Origin of the sequence: Candidatus Chloroploca sp. Khr17 (genome assembly GCF_004138165.1) — a bacterium.
GTDB lineage: Bacteria > Chloroflexota > Chloroflexia > Chloroflexales > Chloroflexaceae > Chloroploca.
This window is the reverse complement of record NZ_RYFF01000003.1, coordinates 141,150-158,562: the sequence shown is the minus strand read 5'-3', so window position 1 is coordinate 158,562 and position 17,413 is coordinate 141,150. Positions and strand designations below refer to the sequence as shown.

At 58.3% G+C, this 17,413-nt stretch carries 10 protein-coding genes; 8 read left to right on the top strand and 2 right to left on the bottom strand.

The annotated features are described in order from the left end of the window. Positions 1-283: 283 nt before the first annotated feature. From EKD05_RS03175 to EKD05_RS03165, 3 genes are all read left to right on the top strand, one after another. Complete coding sequence (locus EKD05_RS03175; RefSeq protein ID WP_240695608.1) at positions 284-1,186, top strand: alpha/beta fold hydrolase; 903 nt, start codon at positions 284-286, stop codon at positions 1,184-1,186. A 19-nt stretch (positions 1,187-1,205) separates the two neighbouring features. After that, complete coding sequence (locus EKD05_RS03170) at positions 1,206-2,999, top strand: fatty acid CoA ligase family protein (protein WP_129670858.1); 1,794 nt, start codon at positions 1,206-1,208, stop codon at positions 2,997-2,999. 209 nt (positions 3,000-3,208) lie between these two features. Continuing rightward, positions 3,209-4,210: an NAD-dependent epimerase/dehydratase family protein gene (locus EKD05_RS03165; RefSeq protein ID WP_129670857.1), complete on the top strand. Its 1,002-nt coding sequence runs from the start codon at positions 3,209-3,211 to the stop codon at positions 4,208-4,210. 122 nt (positions 4,211-4,332) lie between these two features. Here the strand turns inward: EKD05_RS03165 and EKD05_RS25635 are convergent, their stop codons facing one another. Beyond that, the gene (locus tag EKD05_RS25635) at positions 4,333-7,236 is read right to left on the bottom strand and encodes an N-acetylmuramoyl-L-alanine amidase (RefSeq protein ID WP_165360557.1); all 2,904 of its coding nucleotides are present in this window, start codon (positions 7,234-7,236) and stop codon (positions 4,333-4,335) included. A 275-nt stretch (positions 7,237-7,511) separates the two neighbouring features. Here EKD05_RS25635 and EKD05_RS03155 point away from each other — a divergent pair, with 275 nt between their 5' ends. Together EKD05_RS03155 and EKD05_RS03150 are read left to right on the top strand one after the other, a co-directional pair. After that, positions 7,512-8,531 (top strand): sugar ABC transporter substrate-binding protein, encoded by a 1,020-nt coding sequence (locus EKD05_RS03155; RefSeq protein ID WP_129670856.1) that lies wholly within the window; start codon positions 7,512-7,514, stop codon positions 8,529-8,531. 9 nt (positions 8,532-8,540) lie between these two features. Then, complete coding sequence (locus EKD05_RS03150; RefSeq protein ID WP_129670855.1) at positions 8,541-11,381, top strand: EAL domain-containing protein; 2,841 nt, start codon at positions 8,541-8,543, stop codon at positions 11,379-11,381. 200 nt (positions 11,382-11,581) lie between these two features. Here EKD05_RS03150 and EKD05_RS03145 read toward each other — a convergent pair whose 3' ends face one another. Continuing rightward, positions 11,582-12,460, bottom strand: coding sequence for a pyruvate, water dikinase regulatory protein (locus EKD05_RS03145; protein WP_129670854.1), 879 nt, complete (start codon positions 12,458-12,460; stop codon positions 11,582-11,584). Between the two features lie 307 nt (positions 12,461-12,767). On the opposite strand from EKD05_RS03145, the gene EKD05_RS03140 reads away from it, so the two are divergent. From EKD05_RS03140 to EKD05_RS03130, 3 genes are all read left to right on the top strand, one after another. After that, positions 12,768-14,255 (top strand): HlyD family secretion protein, encoded by a 1,488-nt coding sequence (locus EKD05_RS03140; protein ID WP_240695607.1) that lies wholly within the window; start codon positions 12,768-12,770, stop codon positions 14,253-14,255. Between the two features lie 79 nt (positions 14,256-14,334). After that, positions 14,335-16,578 carry an ABC transporter permease gene (locus EKD05_RS03135; protein ID WP_129670853.1) on the top strand — a complete coding sequence of 748 codons (2,244 nt, stop codon included), beginning with the start codon at positions 14,335-14,337 and terminating at the stop codon, positions 16,576-16,578. Positions 16,579-16,593: 15 nt separating this feature from the next. Continuing rightward, on the top strand, positions 16,594-17,409 hold the full coding sequence (locus EKD05_RS03130; RefSeq protein WP_129670852.1) for an ABC transporter ATP-binding protein: 816 nt from the start codon (positions 16,594-16,596) through the stop codon (positions 17,407-17,409). Positions 17,410-17,413 lie beyond the last annotated feature (4 nt).

Sequence of the window (17,413 nt, the reverse complement as noted above, 5' to 3'; positions counted from 1 at the left end):
CCACGCCAGCATTATACACCTCTATGATGAACAGACTACCTCTGGGTGTTAGTATGTGCAAACATCCGTTGGTATCATAGCTGAATTACGTGACTTGTCTAGTTGTGAATTTCCGAACTACTATGAAACTGGTGCCAGGCGCACAATTGGTAACTGGCGCGTGGTACGGCTTTTGTACGTTTGATAGGATTTGGTGTTTCACTGGGGCAACCCTGTGAAGCCCCTCTTCCTTTGCCTATGCTATACTAAGACTCACGAATGATCTACCTTATGGGACAGTTGTATGCACGAGACAATGCGCTCAGGTACCGACCAACTTGCGCCTCTTCGCGACCTCTACCCCTTTCAAACGCGCCGTCTGGCGGTACCCGGTGGTACCATCAGTTATGTGGATGAGGGCGCTGGCCCCCCGGTGCTGATGGTTCACGGCAATCCGACCTGGTCGTTTTATTATCGCCATCTGATTGCTGCCCTCAGCCCTACGCATCGGGTCATTGTACCTGATCATATGGGCTGCGGGCTTTCCGATAAGCCCCAGACTTATGCCTATACGCTCCAGAATCATCTTGGCAATCTGACCCGCCTGATGGAGCATCTTGACCTTGGGCCGCTCGATCTGGTTGTCCACGATTGGGGCGGTGCCATAGGCATGGGCTGGGCGACTCGTTTTGCTGACCAGGTGCGCCGCATTGTGGTGCTCAATACGGCGGCTTTTCTCTCGCCGCGCCTGCCGTTTCGTATCGCGGTCTGCCGATACCCCATTTTTGGCGATCTGGCGGTACGTGGCCTCAATGGGTTCGCCGTCGCCGCGACCACGATGGCCGTCGAGCGTCCGATGTCACCCGAGGTTCGCCGGGGCTACCTCTTCCCCTACAATTCGTGGGCCAATCGCGTCGCTATCCAGCGCTTTGTGCGCGATATTCCGATGTCGCCGCGCCATCCGACCTGGGCTGTTGTTGATGGTATTGACCGCGATCTGGTCAATGTGCGCGACAAGCCGATGCAGATCTTCTGGGGTGGCAAAGATTGGTGCTTCTCGGACTATTTTCTCGCTGGTTGGCTCGAGCGCTTCCCTGCGGCATCGGTTGTCCGTTTTGATCGCGCCGGACACTATGTGCTTGAAGATGCGCACGAAGAGATTGCGCCGCGTGTCGTACGGTTTTTCGGGGAGGCTCGCCCTCAATAACGCTTCAAAGGAAATGTTGATGACAGATGCGTCTTCTGGTCAGACCATACACGACGACTCCCTCTATGCTTCAGCCCCTCCAGGCGCAAATATTGCGCGCTATCTTCCCTTGATGGCCCGCGAACGCCCCGAGCAGACGGCAATTGTGATGGGCGATGGGCAGAATCGCGCCGGGCAGACGGTCTATCGGCGCTTGAGTTTCGCCGAGTTAAACTTGGTGAGTGACCGCTATGCCTGGGGCTTGAGTGCGCTTGGGATCGGACGGGGTACCCGGGTCTTGTCGATGGTTCCCGCCGGCCTGCCCTTGATCAGTCTGACCTTTGCGTTGATGAAGGTCGGGGCGGTGCCTGTTCTCATCGATCCCGCGATGGGGCGGCGTAATTTGATCCAGTGCATCAAGGAGTGTACCCCCGAGGCGATGATCGGGGTGGCGCGGGCGCAAGTGGCGCGGCTCCTCTTTCCCGGTGCGTTTCGTACCGTGCAACGCAGTATCACCGTTGGTTCGCGCTTTACGCCCCTTGGTGATCTCAACCTCGCCGATCTGAGTGTGCCGCTCAATGCGCCTTTTGCGTTGGCCCAGGTCGCGCCTGATGAGCCCGCAGCAATTATCTTTACCACCGGCAGCACCGGTGTGCCCAAGGGGGTGCTCTATGAGCACGGGATGTTCGAGGCCCAGGTGCGCCTCTTGCGGGCGCTCTTTCAGCTCGAACCAGGTGAAGTTGAAATGCCGGCGTTTCCGCTCTTTTCCCTCTTCAATGTGGCCCTCGGGTGTACGTCGGCTATTCCGCCGATTGATCCGACCCGCCCCGCCAGTTGCGATCCTGCCGCCGTCATTGCTTTTATGCAGGATCAGAAGGTGACTTCGACCTTTGGTTCGCCCGCAATCTGGCGCAAGGTGACGGCCTATTGTCTGGAACATCAGGTGAAATTGCCCGGTCTACGGCGTGTGCTGATGGCCGGTGCGCCCGTGCCGGCTGATCTTCACGAGCGCTTCCGTCAGATCTTGGACGAGACAAGCGACACCCATACGCCCTATGGCGCGACCGAGGCCCTGCCGATTACATCGATCAGTGGGCGTGAAGTGCTCGCGGCGATTGCTGCGCGGGGGGCCGATCCGACTGCCGGTACCTGTGTCGGCTTCCCGGCCCCCGAGGTGACGCTGCGCATTATTCCGGTCAGCGATGAGCCGATTGAACACTGGGACGAAGCCCTCGCCTTGCCCGCCCACCAGATCGGTGAGCTTGTCGTCAAAGGCCCCTCGGTGACCAAAACCTATATCAGTCGCCCGACCTCAACTGCCCACGCCAAAATCCACGAAGGCGATCAGGTCTGGCACCGTATGGGCGACCTCGGCTATCTCGATGACGAGGGCCGAGTCTGGTTCTATGGCCGTAAGAGCCATCGGGTCGAGACCGGACGTTTGCACGGAACCCTCTACACCGAACCGGTCGAACTGATCTTTAACCAGCATCCCGCTGTGGCGCGGAGCGCCCTCGTTGGCGTTGGCCCTGCTGGTTATCAAGAGCCGGTTGTGATTGTCGAGCCAAAAGATCGCTCGCTGCTGCGGGATCGCACTGCCGCAGCAGCGTTGCTGCGCGAGCTCGAGGAGTTGGGGGGGCGTTATCCAATGACTTCAGGCATCACGACGTTTCTTCTCCACCCATCGTTCCCGGTTGATATCCGTCACAATGCCAAAATCTTCCGTGAACAACTCGCTGTCTGGGCTCTCAGTCAACCTGGCATCCCGACTGGCTCAACAATGCCGCTCGCCCAGAGTCTCCAGGCCCCTCATGTTGCCGAGCAAGAGGGGTAGCTCCGGTTCGGGGTGTGGGGGCCTCTCCTTCCGTCTGCTGTGGATAGCTTTGCCGCTGGGAGCGCGGGCGGCGCGCCCGCAAGCGTATGTAGGCGTGCGAGCCACCCGCGCTCTCTGGAGAAGAGGGCCGCACGGGTTTGAAGGGCGACAGCCTTTTAGGAATTCATTTCTTCGGGCGCAAGCCCGCTTTGCATGCTGCGGAGCAATGGATGTTAACACTTGTCACTGGTGGCAACGGTTTTCTTGGCCGCTATATCGTTGAACAGTTGCTCGCACGCGGTGACCGCGTCCGGGTGCTTGGGCGCAACCCGTATCCTGAACTTGAAGCGCTTGGGGTGACGTGTGTTCGTGCCGATCTGAGTAGCCCTGAGGTGGCGCTGCCCCTTGCGAAAGCGCTGCAAGGCGTCGAAGTTGTCTTCCATGTCGCCGCCAAAGCAAGCGTCTGGGGTACGTTTGATGAGTTCTATGTGAATAATGTGACGGCAACCCAGCGTCTGGTACGCGCCGCCGAGCGGGCCGGGGTGCCACGCTTTGTCTATACCTCGTCCCCATCGGTGGTGATCGGCGAAACTGATCTCGTAGGTGCCGATGAGAGCACGCCCTATCCTGAGCGCTATCTTGCCCCCTATCCGGCGACCAAAGCCCTTGCCGAGCGTTTTGTTTTGAGCCGCAGTGAGCTTGCGACGGTTGCTATTCGGCCCCACCTGATCTGGGGGCCACGCGATCCACATATCTTTCCGCGCTTGCTTGCCCGAGCACGCAGTGGCCGCCTGATCCAGATTGGCGATGGCACCAATCTCGCCGATATTACCTATGTCGAGAATGCCGCCGAGGCCCATCTACAGGCCGCTGATGCACTGAGCGAGCATTCCCCCGTGCGGGGCCGCCCCTATTTCATTGGCCAAGAACAACCGGTCAATCTCTGGGCCTTCATCAATGAAGTAATTACCGGCGCAGGCTACAAGCCAATTCGCCGCTCGATCTCGTTGCGCACGGCGCTGCGCCTCACCACCGGCATCGAAGCGGCCTATCGCGGCCTTGGCATCACCCGCGAACCGCCACTGACCCGTTTTACCGTCAACCAGATGGGCATCAGCCACTGGTTTGACCACTCGGCGGCCAAACGCGACTTTGGCTACAGCCCGCGGATCACGACTCCCGAAGGTTTGCGTAGGACGCTGGCCGCGCTCGGCAAGCACGACCATGCTTGAAGGTTGACGCAAAGACGCAAAGACGCAAAGGCGCAAAGGGTTGTTTCGATCTTTGCGCCTTTGCGTCTTTGCGTCAAAACATGAAGCGTGAGAAGCCTACACGTGCCCTCTATAGCGCATGATCAACGCCGAATCAAGGGCAAAAAGACCTGTTCGATTGGCCGATTTGGGTCAATCGTTACGACCATCACCCGTTCTTCCGACTGATTGCCCAAGCTGTCAAACGCGGTGTAGCGGATGGTGTGGGTGCCAAGGCCAAAACCATCGAGTATGACCCCGCTGCTTTCGTAGGGTTGCCATGCCCCATCATTGATTGACACCTCTACTCTGGCAACCCCAGCGCCCCCCAGATCGTCGGCCACCAGGTGCAACCCGTCGAGACGATGAAAGGTATTCCCCAGCCGTCCCTGCGGGTTGATCAGCAAGCCATCAATCACCGTGCTAAAATCAGCGGCTCCGGGCGCAAGGAGATCATAGCCAGCGGTAGCTTGCCCGCTGCGTTCAAACATTTTGAAGGCGAGTACGTGATGGCCTGCTTCAAGGTAGACCGAGCCAATGACCGAGCGGGTTGGTTGCAAGCCAGGGTTGCTCACCACTAGGCGCCCGTTGACCCAGAGCCACGCTCCATCATCGCTGGTGACGCGGAAGATGTATTCGCCCGCCTGCGCGACGACGATTGAGCGGGTCTGCTCCACGAGAAAATAGTCGGTCAGTTCAGGCACCGCGAGGAGTGGCCCGCCGTCGCCCCAGTCAAGCGTTGTGCCATCCCAGGCAAAACTGCCCATATAGGTGCCACGCGGGATGGCCGTTGGATCGACTGTTCGCGCCAGCAGGTTATCAGGCACAAACCCGAGTTGATAGACATGGGCTTGGGGGCCAAGGGCATCGGTATAGGCCGCCGGCGCAGGCATCTGGCGTTCGGGCTGTACCGTGATGGTCGTCGGGGCCAGCGAACGCGCCATATACCCCACATATTCGTGGATGGCCCCCGCCTGAAGCGTGAACTGCCCAGGCGTACGGAGCCGGATGTAACCGACGATCTCGCGGGTCTCGCCAGGCGCAAGCGACCCATTCAGCCCCCAGCGCCACGGGTACCCACCAGTTTCACCTGCACACGTCGGCTGGTGCCCAGCTTCAACTGGCCCGAGCACGACCCGAAAACGTCCAGCCTCTTTGGGAAAGGCCGGATAGCTCTGCAAATCGTTGCCCTGGAAGCATTCGCCTTCGTCGTAGACATAACTATTGTCGAGGTCAAAGCCACTGGGGGACGCACTGTTGCGACTCGCTTCAGGGGCCTGGCTTTCAATCGTCATACTTCCGCTATTTTTGACGGTGAACGTGACCTTCAACAACTCACCTGCCCTCACTTCCTGCTGGTCGTAGCGCACGTCAAGCAGATCGAGGCGTTCGGTTGCGTCATTTTCAAAGACAAAATGCATGCTATCAAAGAAGATCAGGCGTTGTTCGCTCAGTGGTTCGCCTGTCAGATCGTTGAGTTCGACAAAACCGGCCTGGCCGGCGTTAAAACGGAAACTTCCCAGGGCCACCCATTCATCGCGGGTATTGTGACTGATCGTCACCTCTTGTGTGCCATCGGCACTCGTGATGCGATAGGTTGCCCGATTGGTTGCATGACCAAGGCTACAGCCCTGGGGGATATGGACAAGGATCTGGTAGTTGCCGGCCTGACTGATGGTTGGGCGCCAACGTCCATAATTAGTACTTTCGGCAGGATTGTCAGTGGCAAAAGTGTGGAGAGTCGTGCCCCCATAGCCACACGCGGCCTCATACCAGTTGGCATTGCTGCGGGTAAAACCGCTATCGCGCTCATCAATCAATAGCGGATCATTCACGATGCCCTGCAGACGCTCGTGGATTCGCCACCGCATGCCGGGCAACATCTCCATAAAGCGATCACCCGGGCATGTGGTATGGCCCGGGGTCACCTGGCGATGGCCGGCGATATTTTCAATGATCGCCCCTGGATTGAACGGATTGCAAAAAGCGCTGCGGGAACAGCCATAATAAAACGCCCGCCCGAGCGGATCGATGCCCTGTTGATCGGCTTTCCAGGCCAATAACTCAACCAAACTATCGACCGCAGGTGCAGGCGGATTGACCGTCGCGTAGGTGCCGATGACCGACACGCCCATCGAGCCATAGTTGGCGGTATCGTGGAAGCCGACCGCATTATCACCGCCAGCCCGCCCTTCATAGATGACGCCGTCGGGATCAATCAGGAAGTTGTAGCCAATATCGCCCCATCCTCTGGTGAAGGTGTGGAATGACCAGATGGCCCGCACACGATCCGCCCAGACCTGCTGGCTCCCGCCGAGGCTATTCGCGTCGGCGGTGTGATGGACGATCATGTGCTTGACGGGATAATAGACGGGGGTTGCCCGGCTGCCCTGACCATCAGGGTTGCCCCAACCCGTGCGCGTCACCACCGGTGGTCGCGCCAAGTTGGCCAGGCCTGACTGATCTGGCTCAAAGGAGGGCAATGGATCGGCAGGGCCAAAGCGGGCATCAATACTATTGACCTCGATCCGTTGAAGTTCCGGCAAGGCCCCATCGGTTGCTGGATCACGCAAGGCTCGCACCTGCCAGAACCGGCGGGCTTCACCAGCATAGATCTCTTCACTCCAGAAGACACCCTCGCCATCCTCGGGCATCCAGAGTTCTGGGTTCGCTTCGACCGTGCCCCAATCGGTCCAGGTATGTCCATCGCTGCTCGCCCGGATTTCGAGCTGCAAGGCCGCCCCGTTTGGCACAACCGCTTCCCAACGCACCAGCAGATAGCTAAACGGATGCGGCGTCGCTGTCGCCGCCGAGAGGTAGCCATCGCCAACACTGTTGAGGATCCCCGCACCAGCGATAGCCTCGGCCTCGGCAGGAATCAGCACTGCCTGATCGGGCCGACCTGGTTCACCAGTCGCTGGAACAGTGGCCTCAACCTGGTGCGTCACCAGGCCAAAGAATAGCAACATGCTCAGGAAACTCAAGAGACGAGCAAGCCAGCGTATCATTGGATTTACCTCACAAGAAGCTAGTCTTTCCTCTAAGCCAAGGTTCGCAGGTACGTGACTGTTTGCGGTGATTGGAGTGCCGACTGACGTCGGCACTCCAATGAAACCTTGTCTAACCATAGAAACGCTCGTTGGCAGAATTTTGGCTTGTTACGCACGTGATAAAGAGGTGAGCAAAGCGCTCTCGTCCGCAAAGCGAGACACTGGTAATACCGTGGTATGGTGCGGTTGGTATGATGATACCATGTCGTGGAGCAGCAGTGGAGTATCAACCCATGAGCGCGACCCATTGTATTCACCTGTCGCTGTTACGGGGCTTCTTGGTTACCTTCTTTGTTCTGGCCCTGGTTGGGTGTGGTGCGGCTGGCTCATCATCACCTTCATTGCCCCTCATCGAAGCCACCTCAGCAATTCCGGCTACGGCTCCAGCAGCGCAGCCCACGGTTCAGATCGGGTTGGTGATGAAGACCTTGACCAACCCGTTTTTTATTGAGATGGAACGGGGAGCGCGTCGGGCTGAAGCCGAACTTGGCATCGAGTTGATTGTGAAGACGGCGGCGCAGGAGACCTCGATTGATCAGCAGATCGCGATTGTGAACGATCTGATTGATACGCAGGTTGATGCCATTGTCATTGCCCCTGGCGACTCAACGAGTCTTATCCCTGTCCTCTACGAGGCGCAGCAGGCTGGGATCACGATTGTCAATATTGACAATCGCCTGGATATGTCGGTGGCGGCAAACCTAGGCCTGGTTGGGGTGCCCTTTATCAGTGTTGATAATGAAGCCGGGGCGTATGACTCGGCGCGAGTCATTAGCGATCAAGTTACGACGCGCACGAAAGTGGCGATCATGCAGGGCATTCCTACCGCCCAGAATGCGATTGATCGCGAACAGGGGGCGCGCCGGGCGTTTCGTGGTAACCCGAATATTACCGTTGTGGCGACGGCGAGTGGCTTCTGGAAAATTGATGAAGGCTACAAGGTTGCCGCCCAATTTTTGACCGCGCATCCTGATCTTGGGGCGATCTTCTGTGCCAACGATATGATGGCCTTGGGCACTATCCGGTTTCTCCGCGAGCATGGGCATGATCATGTGCTCGTCGCCGCGTTTGATAACCTCCAGGAAGTCCAGTCGGCTCTGCAAGATGGTTCGTTGCAGGCAACCATTGATCAGCAAGCCGCTGAACAGGGCTATCTGGGCATCCAGTATGCCTACAAGATGCTGCAGGGCGAGACTGTGCCTGCCGAGACGATGATCCCAACCTTGCTTGTGACAGGTACGCGTCAACCGTAAGGCTTTTTTATGCGCGTGCGGCTCAATCTTACCCAGAAATTTATAGCCATTCTGATAGTGATCAGTATTCTTCCACTGATGATTGTCAGCCTTGCTTCGTATCAAGTATCGCGCACGGTCGTGAATGATGAGGTGAGTCACTATGCGACCGAGTTGCTCAATAGCCATCGCGACCATCTTGATTTCAACCTTGAACAACTTGAGCGTCTGATCATCAATCTTTCGAGTGTTGAACCAGTTCTTCAGGCTCTTGGTCAGACTGAGGCCGAAATGGATACCTATACGCGCCTGGCAACCCAGGCGCAGATTGGGTATATCCTTGATAGTTACACCGACCTTGGTGGGGTTGTCTCGATTGATATTTTTACCGAGAATGGTGTACATTACCACGTTGGTGATACGCTCAATATCTCGAATATTCGTACCGATCTGCGTGACGACATTATTGCCCAAACTCGTGCCGCTGCCCCCGATGTTGTCTGGTTTGGTCTGATTGAAAATGTCAATAGTAATTCGAATACTAGGCATGTCGTGACGCTTGCCCGAGCGTTGATGACCGTTGATGTCGGTACCGCTCAGGCACGACCTGTCGCAACCCTGTTGGTCAACTACGATCCGCAGATGCTCCAGAAACATTTTAATCATGTCGATCTGGGGACGGACGGGTTTATGCTGGTGAGTGATGCGAGAGGTCAGATTATTTATCATCCGCAGCAGGATCTGATTGGGGCGATGCTCCATCCTGACCTGTTGCACCTGGTACAAGCGTCTCAAGGTGGTTTTACCCACACCATTAATGATCAGCCGATGGTGATCAACTCTGTGCAATCGCAGGTCACCGACTGGCTCATTATGAGTCTCGTGCCAGTGCAGACGCTTGATCAAGGTGTGCAGGCGATTGGAACCGTCACGGTGCTGGCGGTGGGGCTGGCCCTGTTAATTGTGGCGGTTGGCGCACTGCTTGTCTCACGTTCGGTCGTCAATCCTATCCGCCAGTTGACCTACCGTTTTCAGCTCTATCAGAGTGATCGCCCGGGTTGGTCAGAGCCGTTGCAGGCGACCAGTCAGGATGAGATCGGTGAACTGACCCGCTGGTTCAATGCATTTCTCGAGACCCTGGCCGCCCGTCGCCATGCCGAACAGGCGCTTCGCGAGAGCGAGTCACGCTACGTCCTGGCCCTCCAGGGGGCCAATGATGGGATCTGGGATTGGGATCTGCGCACCCAGACGATCCACTATTCGCTGCGCTGGAAGATGATGCTGGGCTATGGTGATGATGCAATTGGGGATAGCCCCGATGAATGGTTCAAACGCATTCATCCCGCCGATTATGACCATGTACGAGCCCAGATTGACGCCCATTTGCGTGGCGATTTGCCCCATTTTGAGAGCGAATATCGGATGTTCTGCCAGGATGGTTCGACGTATCTCTGGGTGTTGGCCCGAGGCATGGCTGTTGCCGATGAGCACGGGACGATGGTGCGGATGGCAGGATCACAGACCGATATCAGTATGCGCAAACAGACGGAAGAACAGTTGCGCTACGAGTTGCTCCATGATCCGCTGACCGGGTTGCCCAACCGTACCTATTTTATCCAGGCGATTGAACAGATGCTCGGTCATCTGGATCTTGCCTCTGGGCGCCAAGCTGCGGTGCTTTTCCTCGATCTGGATCGCTTCAAGGTGATCAACGATAGCCTTGGTCACGCGGCTGGCGATGAGGTCTTGCGAATGGTCGCGCAGCGCCTCTCGAACTCACGGCGCTTTAGTGACGTGGTGGCCCGGATCAGTGGCGATGAGTTTGCTCTGCTCCTCCCTGAGATGCGGTCGTTTGAAAGCGCCACCAGGGTCGCTGAACGTATCCAGGATATCCTCTCGCAGCCGATGGCAATCGAGTCACTCGAAATTACGATCCAGGCCAGTATTGGCATTGCTTTCATTACCGGGGCCTATATCCGGGCCGAGGATCTTTTGCGTGATGCCGATACTGCACTCTATCAGGCGAAAGCCAATGGGCGCGCCTGCGCGATGGTCTTTGATAACGAGATGCATACCCGCAGTATGGATCTCCTTCATCTCGATACCAGCCTGCGTCGGGCCATCGACGAAGACGAGTTGCGCGTGTTCTATCAACCCATTGCCGATGTGCAGACGGGACATATCTATGGGTTCGAGGCGCTTGTCCGCTGGTATAGTTGGGAACGAGGCATGATTAGCCCCGCTGAGTTTGTCCCCTTTGCCGAAGAGACGGGCCTCATTACCCGGATTGATCTCTGGGTGCTCGGGCGTGCCCTGACGCAGCTACAGGCCTGGCATCGCCAGGGCTATAACCACCTCTCGGTTTCGGTTAACCTTTCGGTGCGGAGCCTCCAGAATCCCCATTTGCCTCGCCTGGTGGCGAATTTGCTCACGGCGATGGGGCTCCCCCCGACCAGTTTGCACCTCGAGGTGACCGAAAGTGCCGCCATGCTCGATATTGAACGTACCATTGCGTTGCTCAAAGAGTTACGAGCGATTGGGGTACAGCTTGCGATTGATGATTTTGGCACAGGCTATTCATCGCTTGGGTATCTGCGTCGCTTGCCAGTGCAGATCCTCAAGATTGATCGCTCGTTTGTCCGCGATATTACCGAGAGCAAGGATGCCGCCGCGATTGCGAGCGCCGTGATTGCGATCGGGCATATTCTGGATATGCGTATTGTGGCTGAAGGCGTCGAGACCCAGGCCCAGCGTACATTCTTGATGAACCAGGGTTGTGATGCCATCCAGGGCTATCTCATCAGCCCACCACAACCTGCGGAACTGGCTGAGAAGTTGCTCGGCCAAACCCTCTTTGAACTCAAGCGCTGAGTAGTCTCCTGGGCGCACGGGCGGCCCGCCCGCTTCCGTGCATAAGACCTCACAGATCTTGAAGATCTGTGAGGTCTGCCGTGCGCTACTTTTCAAATAAGCTCACGCGAAGGCGCGAAGGGTTCGCTCACGTACGCTAAAAACTTTGCGCCTTTGCGCCTTTGCGTCAAAACAAGCGCCTTATTTGCAAGGTATTGCGCCTAGGCTTCGCCCGATGGATCAATTTCTGTACCATGTTTGAACCAGCGTGCGACAAGCGCAATAATTTCGTCGGCGCTCTCTTCAATCGAGCGGTCAGTCAAATTAAGCGTGGCCCACCCGTGCTGGCGAAAGAGGCGGCGTGCCCATTCGACCTCGTCCTCGGTGGTCTCTTGGCTGACATACCGACTCCCAAACGCCATGCCTGTCCGACGCTGGCGATGGCGACGCCGTGCGGTGATCTGTTCTGCGTCAACAACAAGGCCAATTACCCGTCGGCGATCAATCTGAAAGAGCGCTTCCGGGGGCGTGACCTCTTTGACCAGCGGAATATTCGCCACCTTCCAGCCAAGCACCGCCAGGTACATACTCAGTGGGGTTTTGCCGACGCGTGAAATGCCGACCAGCACAATCTCGGCGTCGTGCAACTCATCGGTGCGCGCACCATCGTCATGCTTGATCGAATATTCAATCGCCTCAAGGCGATCAAAATAGGTCGAAAGCCGTTGTTTGTAGAGCCCCGGCTTGCCCAGCGGTTCTTTGCCGACCAGGGTGGCAACGCGGGCGAGCACCGAACCAACCAGATCAATTTCGACCACGCGGTTGTCGCGGGCCTTCCGCATCAGATCGCGACGCACGCCTGGCTCCATCAGCGTATGGAGAATGGTTCCGCGGCTGACCCGCGCTTCTTCGATGACTTCACTGATCTGCTCGGGAGTGTGGACATTCGGAATGACAATGACGGGTACCTGGACGCCCTCGAACTGGCTGATTACCAGGCGGGCTACCTCTGATCCGACCAGTCCCTCGCCCCCTGACACAACATAGATTGGTGGGGCCAGACTCGCATCCTGAGACACCGGTGTCTTCGTTTGATCCATGGGTTTCCTCATATTTCTGGCCAGAATGCGTCAAATTGTAGCACACTTCTTTTTCTATGTGCTGGTCAAACTGTTACAGGCTGTTATCGAACATTTACACGCTTGCATGGGTTGGGGTGCGATAATGAAGGGGGTGCGCTTTAGAGCGCAAGCCCTGAACTTTAGTAGTTTGTAACGTAAGTTTTCTGACCTTCCTGGGTACGCGGGCGTCCCGCCCGCTTCGCGAGCACCAGCGGGCGGGACGCCCGCGTACCCAGGGTGCAGCAACATCAGAAAATGCACCTTACAGACCACGTAGGAGTGTGTGATGTCACGACAAGGTTTTGGCATGGTCGTGGTCGTTGCAACGTTGTTGCTGGCAAGTTGTTCCTTTGGGCAGGCCTCAACGCCTACGCCTGTCATTGAAGATACGTTTGCGCCACCACCACCATTGGTCATTGCTGATGGGCGGGTTGTGCCCGCCCGTTCGGTTGAGTTGCAGTTTGCACTGACTGGTACCGTTGCCGAGGTGCTGGTCAGTGAGGGTGAAACGGTCGCGCCAGGGGCACCTCTGGCCCGGTTGCAGACGGCTGAGCTTGAAGCAGCCGTTGAACAGGCGCGGGCGGTGCTTGATGAGGCGCAGGCGCAGTATGAACTTTTGCGCGAGCCGGCTCGCCCCGAGGCAGTTGCTGCTGCCGAGGCGCAACTTGCGCAGGCGCAGGCCGCCGAGCGTCAGACCGCCGGGCGGGTCACGGCGGCGGATCTTCAGGCGGCCCGCGATGAATTGCGTGAGGCCCAAGCGCTCTTGGCTCGTCTGCTGGCTGGGCCCAATAGCTCAGAACTAGCCCAGGCCGAGGCGTCCGTGACGCAGGCCCAGGCCAATCTGCAGGCCCAACGCGATGCCCTTGCAGCGGCCAAGGTTGCGGCCGAGTTGCGCGTGACCCAGGCGGCAAACGCCCTGCGCGATCTCCAGGATGCGTATAGCCGCATTGTCTGGGAAAATAAAGATCTGCGCGAAGAGGCCGAGCGGCAGGGCGAAACGCTGGCCCAGGCCCGTCAGGATGCCGAAGCGGCGGCTTTCCGTGCGGTGGCAAATGGCGAAGCTGCCCTTGAAGAGGCCCGGCTGGCCTTGGAACACGCCCTTCAGGCTGAACGCACTGGCATTGACGCGGCGACGGCCCAACTGCGCGAGCTCGAGGCGCGACGGGATCGTTTGCTCGCCGGGGCTGAAAATGACCAGATCGCCAGTGCGCGGGCCCGGGTCAGTGCGGCTCAGGCGCGCCTGGCCCATTTGAGTGGCACCGCTCGTGCAGGTGAACTCGAGGCTGCCCAGGCAGGCGTGGAACAGGCCGAAGCCGGGTTGCAACAGGTGCTCGCCGATCCAGCAACGCCGGCAGTGGCTGCCGCCGAGGCGCGGGTCCGTGCGAGCCAGGCCAATCTGCGTCTCGCCGAGCTTGCCCTTGCCAAAGCAACGCTGACCGCGCCTTTTGCGGCCACCGTGGTGACGATCAATCTTGAGCCAGGTGAACAGCCATCGGCCACGATGCCGGCGTTTGTCCTGGCCGATCTGACTTCGTGGAAGATTGAGACGAGCGATCTGACCGAACTAGATATTGTGGCGGTGCGGGAAGGCGATACCGTTACCCTGAGCTTCGATGCGCTGCCCGATCTCACCCTTGCCGGTGCGGTGAGCCAGATTGAAGCCATGGGCCAAACCTATCAAGGCGATGTCATCTATACGGTCACGATTGTCCCGCAAACGTGGGATCCGCGGCTGCGCTGGAATATGACGGCCACTATGACCCTCGAAGGCTAATACCATTGCAGCTTGCAGCTTTTGGATTGCCGATGGCCGTGCATGACGGTCCAAGCCAAATGGTATAAAGGGGGGCGTCATGCTCAGTTTCAAAAATCTGCTGCGGCGCAAGGTTCGCACCCTGCTGACCCTGCTTGGCGTGGCGATTGGCGTCGCGGCGGTCGTGGTGCTCTCGGCCTTTGGTGAGGGTATGGCGCGTGGGTTTGGCAGCGCGGGCGATACCCGCGATGCCGATCTGCTCATTAGCCAGAAAGATGCGCTTTTGATCATGATGGGCGCTATCGATGCCGAGATCGGTGATGAGATCGCGGCGATACCGGGGGTGACCGCTGTCAATCAGACGGTTATCGGCATTCTGCAGTTACCCGAGACGCCCTATTTTCTTATTGCTGGTGAAGAACCTCGCGGGTTTGCGATCCAGCGTTACCGCATTATTGAGGGGCGTTCGGTGATTACGCGCCGTGAATTGATTCTCGGTCGTCAAGCGGCGCTCAATTTCAAAAAGCAGGTTGGCGATAAGTTTCGCATCAATGAGATGAGCTATACCGTTGTTGGTGTCTATGAGACCGGGGCGAGCTTTGAAGACAATGGGGCGGTGATCCACCTTGATGATGCGCAGCGCGCCTTTGATCGCCGTCGCCAGGTGACCTTTTTCAAAGTCCTTGTCCGTGATGCCCATGAACGCGATGCAATCAAAGAGCACATTGAGCAGCGCTGGCCTGATCTGGCAGCGACGCGCTCGGGCGATCCCCATAGTCAGGACGATCTGCTGGAAATCTATCGTTCGATGGGGTGGGTGATCGGCATTTTTGCGATTCTGGTTGGTGGCCTGGGGATGATGAATGCTCAGTTGATGAGTGTCTTTGAGCGCACCCGCGAGATCGGGGTGCTGCGGGCGCTTGGGTGGCGTAGGCAGCGTGTGGTGCGTATGATCATTGGTGAAGCGCTGCTCGTGGCGCTCGCCGGTGGCTTGCTTGGCCTGCTGCTCGCGGCTGGTTCAATTACGCTGTTAGCTCAATCGGCGGCGTTGAGTGGCTTCCTGAGCGGTGAATTGGAAGCGTCGGCGATGGTGCAGGCAGTCGTCATTGCTGGCGTGCTTGGACTGGTTGGCGGCGGCTACCCGGCGTGGCGAGCTGCCCGCCTTGCCCCGGTCGAGGCGATGCGCGCCGAGGCAGGCGCCAGTGTGCGCTGGGGCTTGATGGCACGCTTGATGGCCCCGTTGCTGCGCGGGCCGGCGCTCCGCAATCTGCTGCGCCGACCGACGCGTAGTTTAATGACGATGCTTGGCCTCGGCGTTGGCGTTGGCTTGATCGTTGCGCTCAGTGGCATCGCCGAAGGCTCGCGTCAGGTCATTACCGAGATGCTCGGGGCCGGGCAGGCTGATATTCTCGCCCAGCAAGCGGGTGCGTCTGATGCGATGTTCTCGTCAATTGACGAACGGCTTGCCGATCACCTTCGTACCCACCCCGAGATCAAAGCCGTGTCGCGGCTGGTTTTTGGCTCAACGGCGGTGCCCGGCCTGCCCTTCTTTTTGCTCTATGGCCTTGACCCCCGCGAGAACCATATCGCTCATTATCGCGTGAATGAGGGCCGTTTGATCCAACGCAGTGATGAAATTATCCTGGGACGCCTGGCTGCTAACACCCTGGACAAGCAGGTGGGCGATCGGCTCCGCCTCAGCGGTCAGACCTTTACGCTTGTGGGGATCTATGAGACCGGCATTGGCTATGAAGACTCGGGCGGGGTGATTAATATTCGTGAGGCGCAGCGTCTCTTTGGCAAGCCGCGTCAGGTCTCGTTTCTCGGGATTAGCCTGCATACGCCTGAACGAGCCGCCGAGATCGCGGCTGAGCTTGAGGCGCGCTACCCTGAACTGCTGGTTGCACGTACGAACGATCTGACTTCGCGGATGCAGGATTTTGCCACGATGGACGCCTTTTTTGGGGCCTTGATGGGCTTGATGATGCTTGTTGGTGGCGTCGTCATGATGAATGTGATGCTCATGAGTGTCTTTGAACGTACCCACGAAATCGGGGTGCTCCGGGCGGTCGGCTGGCGTGGTCGGCGGGTGCTGCGGATGATCCTCGCCGAGTCGCTGGCGCTCGCCTTGCTCAGCGGTCTGGCTGGCCTTGGGCTTGGGATGGGCCTCAACCAGTTGCTTATCTTGATCCCGGGGTATGGCGAAGTGCTGGCCATTAGCTATGCGCGTGCCGATCTGTGGCGTATTTTCGGGCTGGCATTGGGCCTCGGCCTGATTGGGGGCCTGTTGCCAGCGTGGCGAGCGGTGCGCCTACGCCCGATTGCCGCGCTCTATCACGAATAGAAGAGAGCAAAGATCATGCCTACGACAATTGTGCTCGAGACGCGCAAATTGACTCGTATCTATGGTGAGCGCGTGCCGGTACGGGCGCTCAATGAGGTCGATCTGCAGATCCAGGCCGGTGAGATCGTGGCGATTGTTGGCCCATCTGGCTCGGGCAAGTCCACGCTCTTGAACCTGATCGGTGCGCTTGATCGCCCCTCTTCGGGTGAGGTGATTATCAATGGTACCTCACTGACCAAGGTCCGCAACCTTGACCGTTTTCGCGGGCAGACGATTGGCTTTATCTTTCAGAGTCACAACCTCTTGCCGACGCTGACTGCTCGTGAGAATGTCGAAGTCCCGATGTATGAGTCGTCGCTGCGGGCTGGTCAGCGTCGCGCCCGAGCGCAAGAATTGCTGACGCTGGTTGGGCTGGCGTCGCGCAGCAACCATCTGCCCAACCAGCTTTCGGGGGGCGAACGCCAGCGGGTTGCCGTCGCCCGTGCGCTCGCCAATCGCCCTGCCATCATCCTTGCCGATGAACCAACGGGCAACCTCGATACCAAAACCACCGCCGACATCATGGCCCTGCTCACCACGCTCAACCGCGAACAGGGCACGACGCTGATCATCGTTACCCACAACAGTGAGGTCGCAGCGGCGGCCCAGCGGGTGATCACCATTCGTGACGGCCAGATCCAGCGGGACGTTTTGATGACCAATCAACTCGAACGGGAACTGATCGAACTCAAAAGCTCGGCCCTCGGGCAAGCGATTCTGCGTGGCGACCCGCTCCCCCCGGCCCTTGCCGAGATCGCCGGACCGTTGCACGAACTCCTTGAGCATGTCTGAACGT

Excerpts from the sequence above, each read along its gene's own strand:
- EKD05_RS25635 (WP_165360557.1), bottom strand. The coding sequence starts at position 7,236 with ATGATACGCTGGCTTGCTCGTCTCTTGAGTTTCCTGAGCATGTTGCTA.
- EKD05_RS03135 (WP_129670853.1), top strand. The coding sequence starts at position 14,335 with ATGCTCAGTTTCAAAAATCTGCTGCGGCGCAAGGTTCGCACCCTGCTG.
- EKD05_RS03130 (WP_129670852.1), top strand. The coding sequence starts at position 16,594 with ATGCCTACGACAATTGTGCTCGAGACGCGCAAATTGACTCGTATCTAT.
- EKD05_RS03165 (WP_129670857.1), top strand. The coding sequence starts at position 3,209 with ATGTTAACACTTGTCACTGGTGGCAACGGTTTTCTTGGCCGCTATATC.
- EKD05_RS03150 (WP_129670855.1), top strand. The coding sequence starts at position 8,541 with ATGCGCGTGCGGCTCAATCTTACCCAGAAATTTATAGCCATTCTGATA.
- EKD05_RS03155 (WP_129670856.1), top strand. The coding sequence starts at position 7,512 with ATGAGCGCGACCCATTGTATTCACCTGTCGCTGTTACGGGGCTTCTTG.
- EKD05_RS03170 (WP_129670858.1), top strand. The coding sequence starts at position 1,206 with ATGACAGATGCGTCTTCTGGTCAGACCATACACGACGACTCCCTCTAT.
- EKD05_RS03140 (WP_240695607.1), top strand. The coding sequence starts at position 12,768 with ATGTCACGACAAGGTTTTGGCATGGTCGTGGTCGTTGCAACGTTGTTG.
- EKD05_RS03145 (WP_129670854.1), bottom strand. The coding sequence starts at position 12,460 with ATGGATCAAACGAAGACACCGGTGTCTCAGGATGCGAGTCTGGCCCCA.
- EKD05_RS03175 (WP_240695608.1), top strand. The coding sequence starts at position 284 with ATGCACGAGACAATGCGCTCAGGTACCGACCAACTTGCGCCTCTTCGC.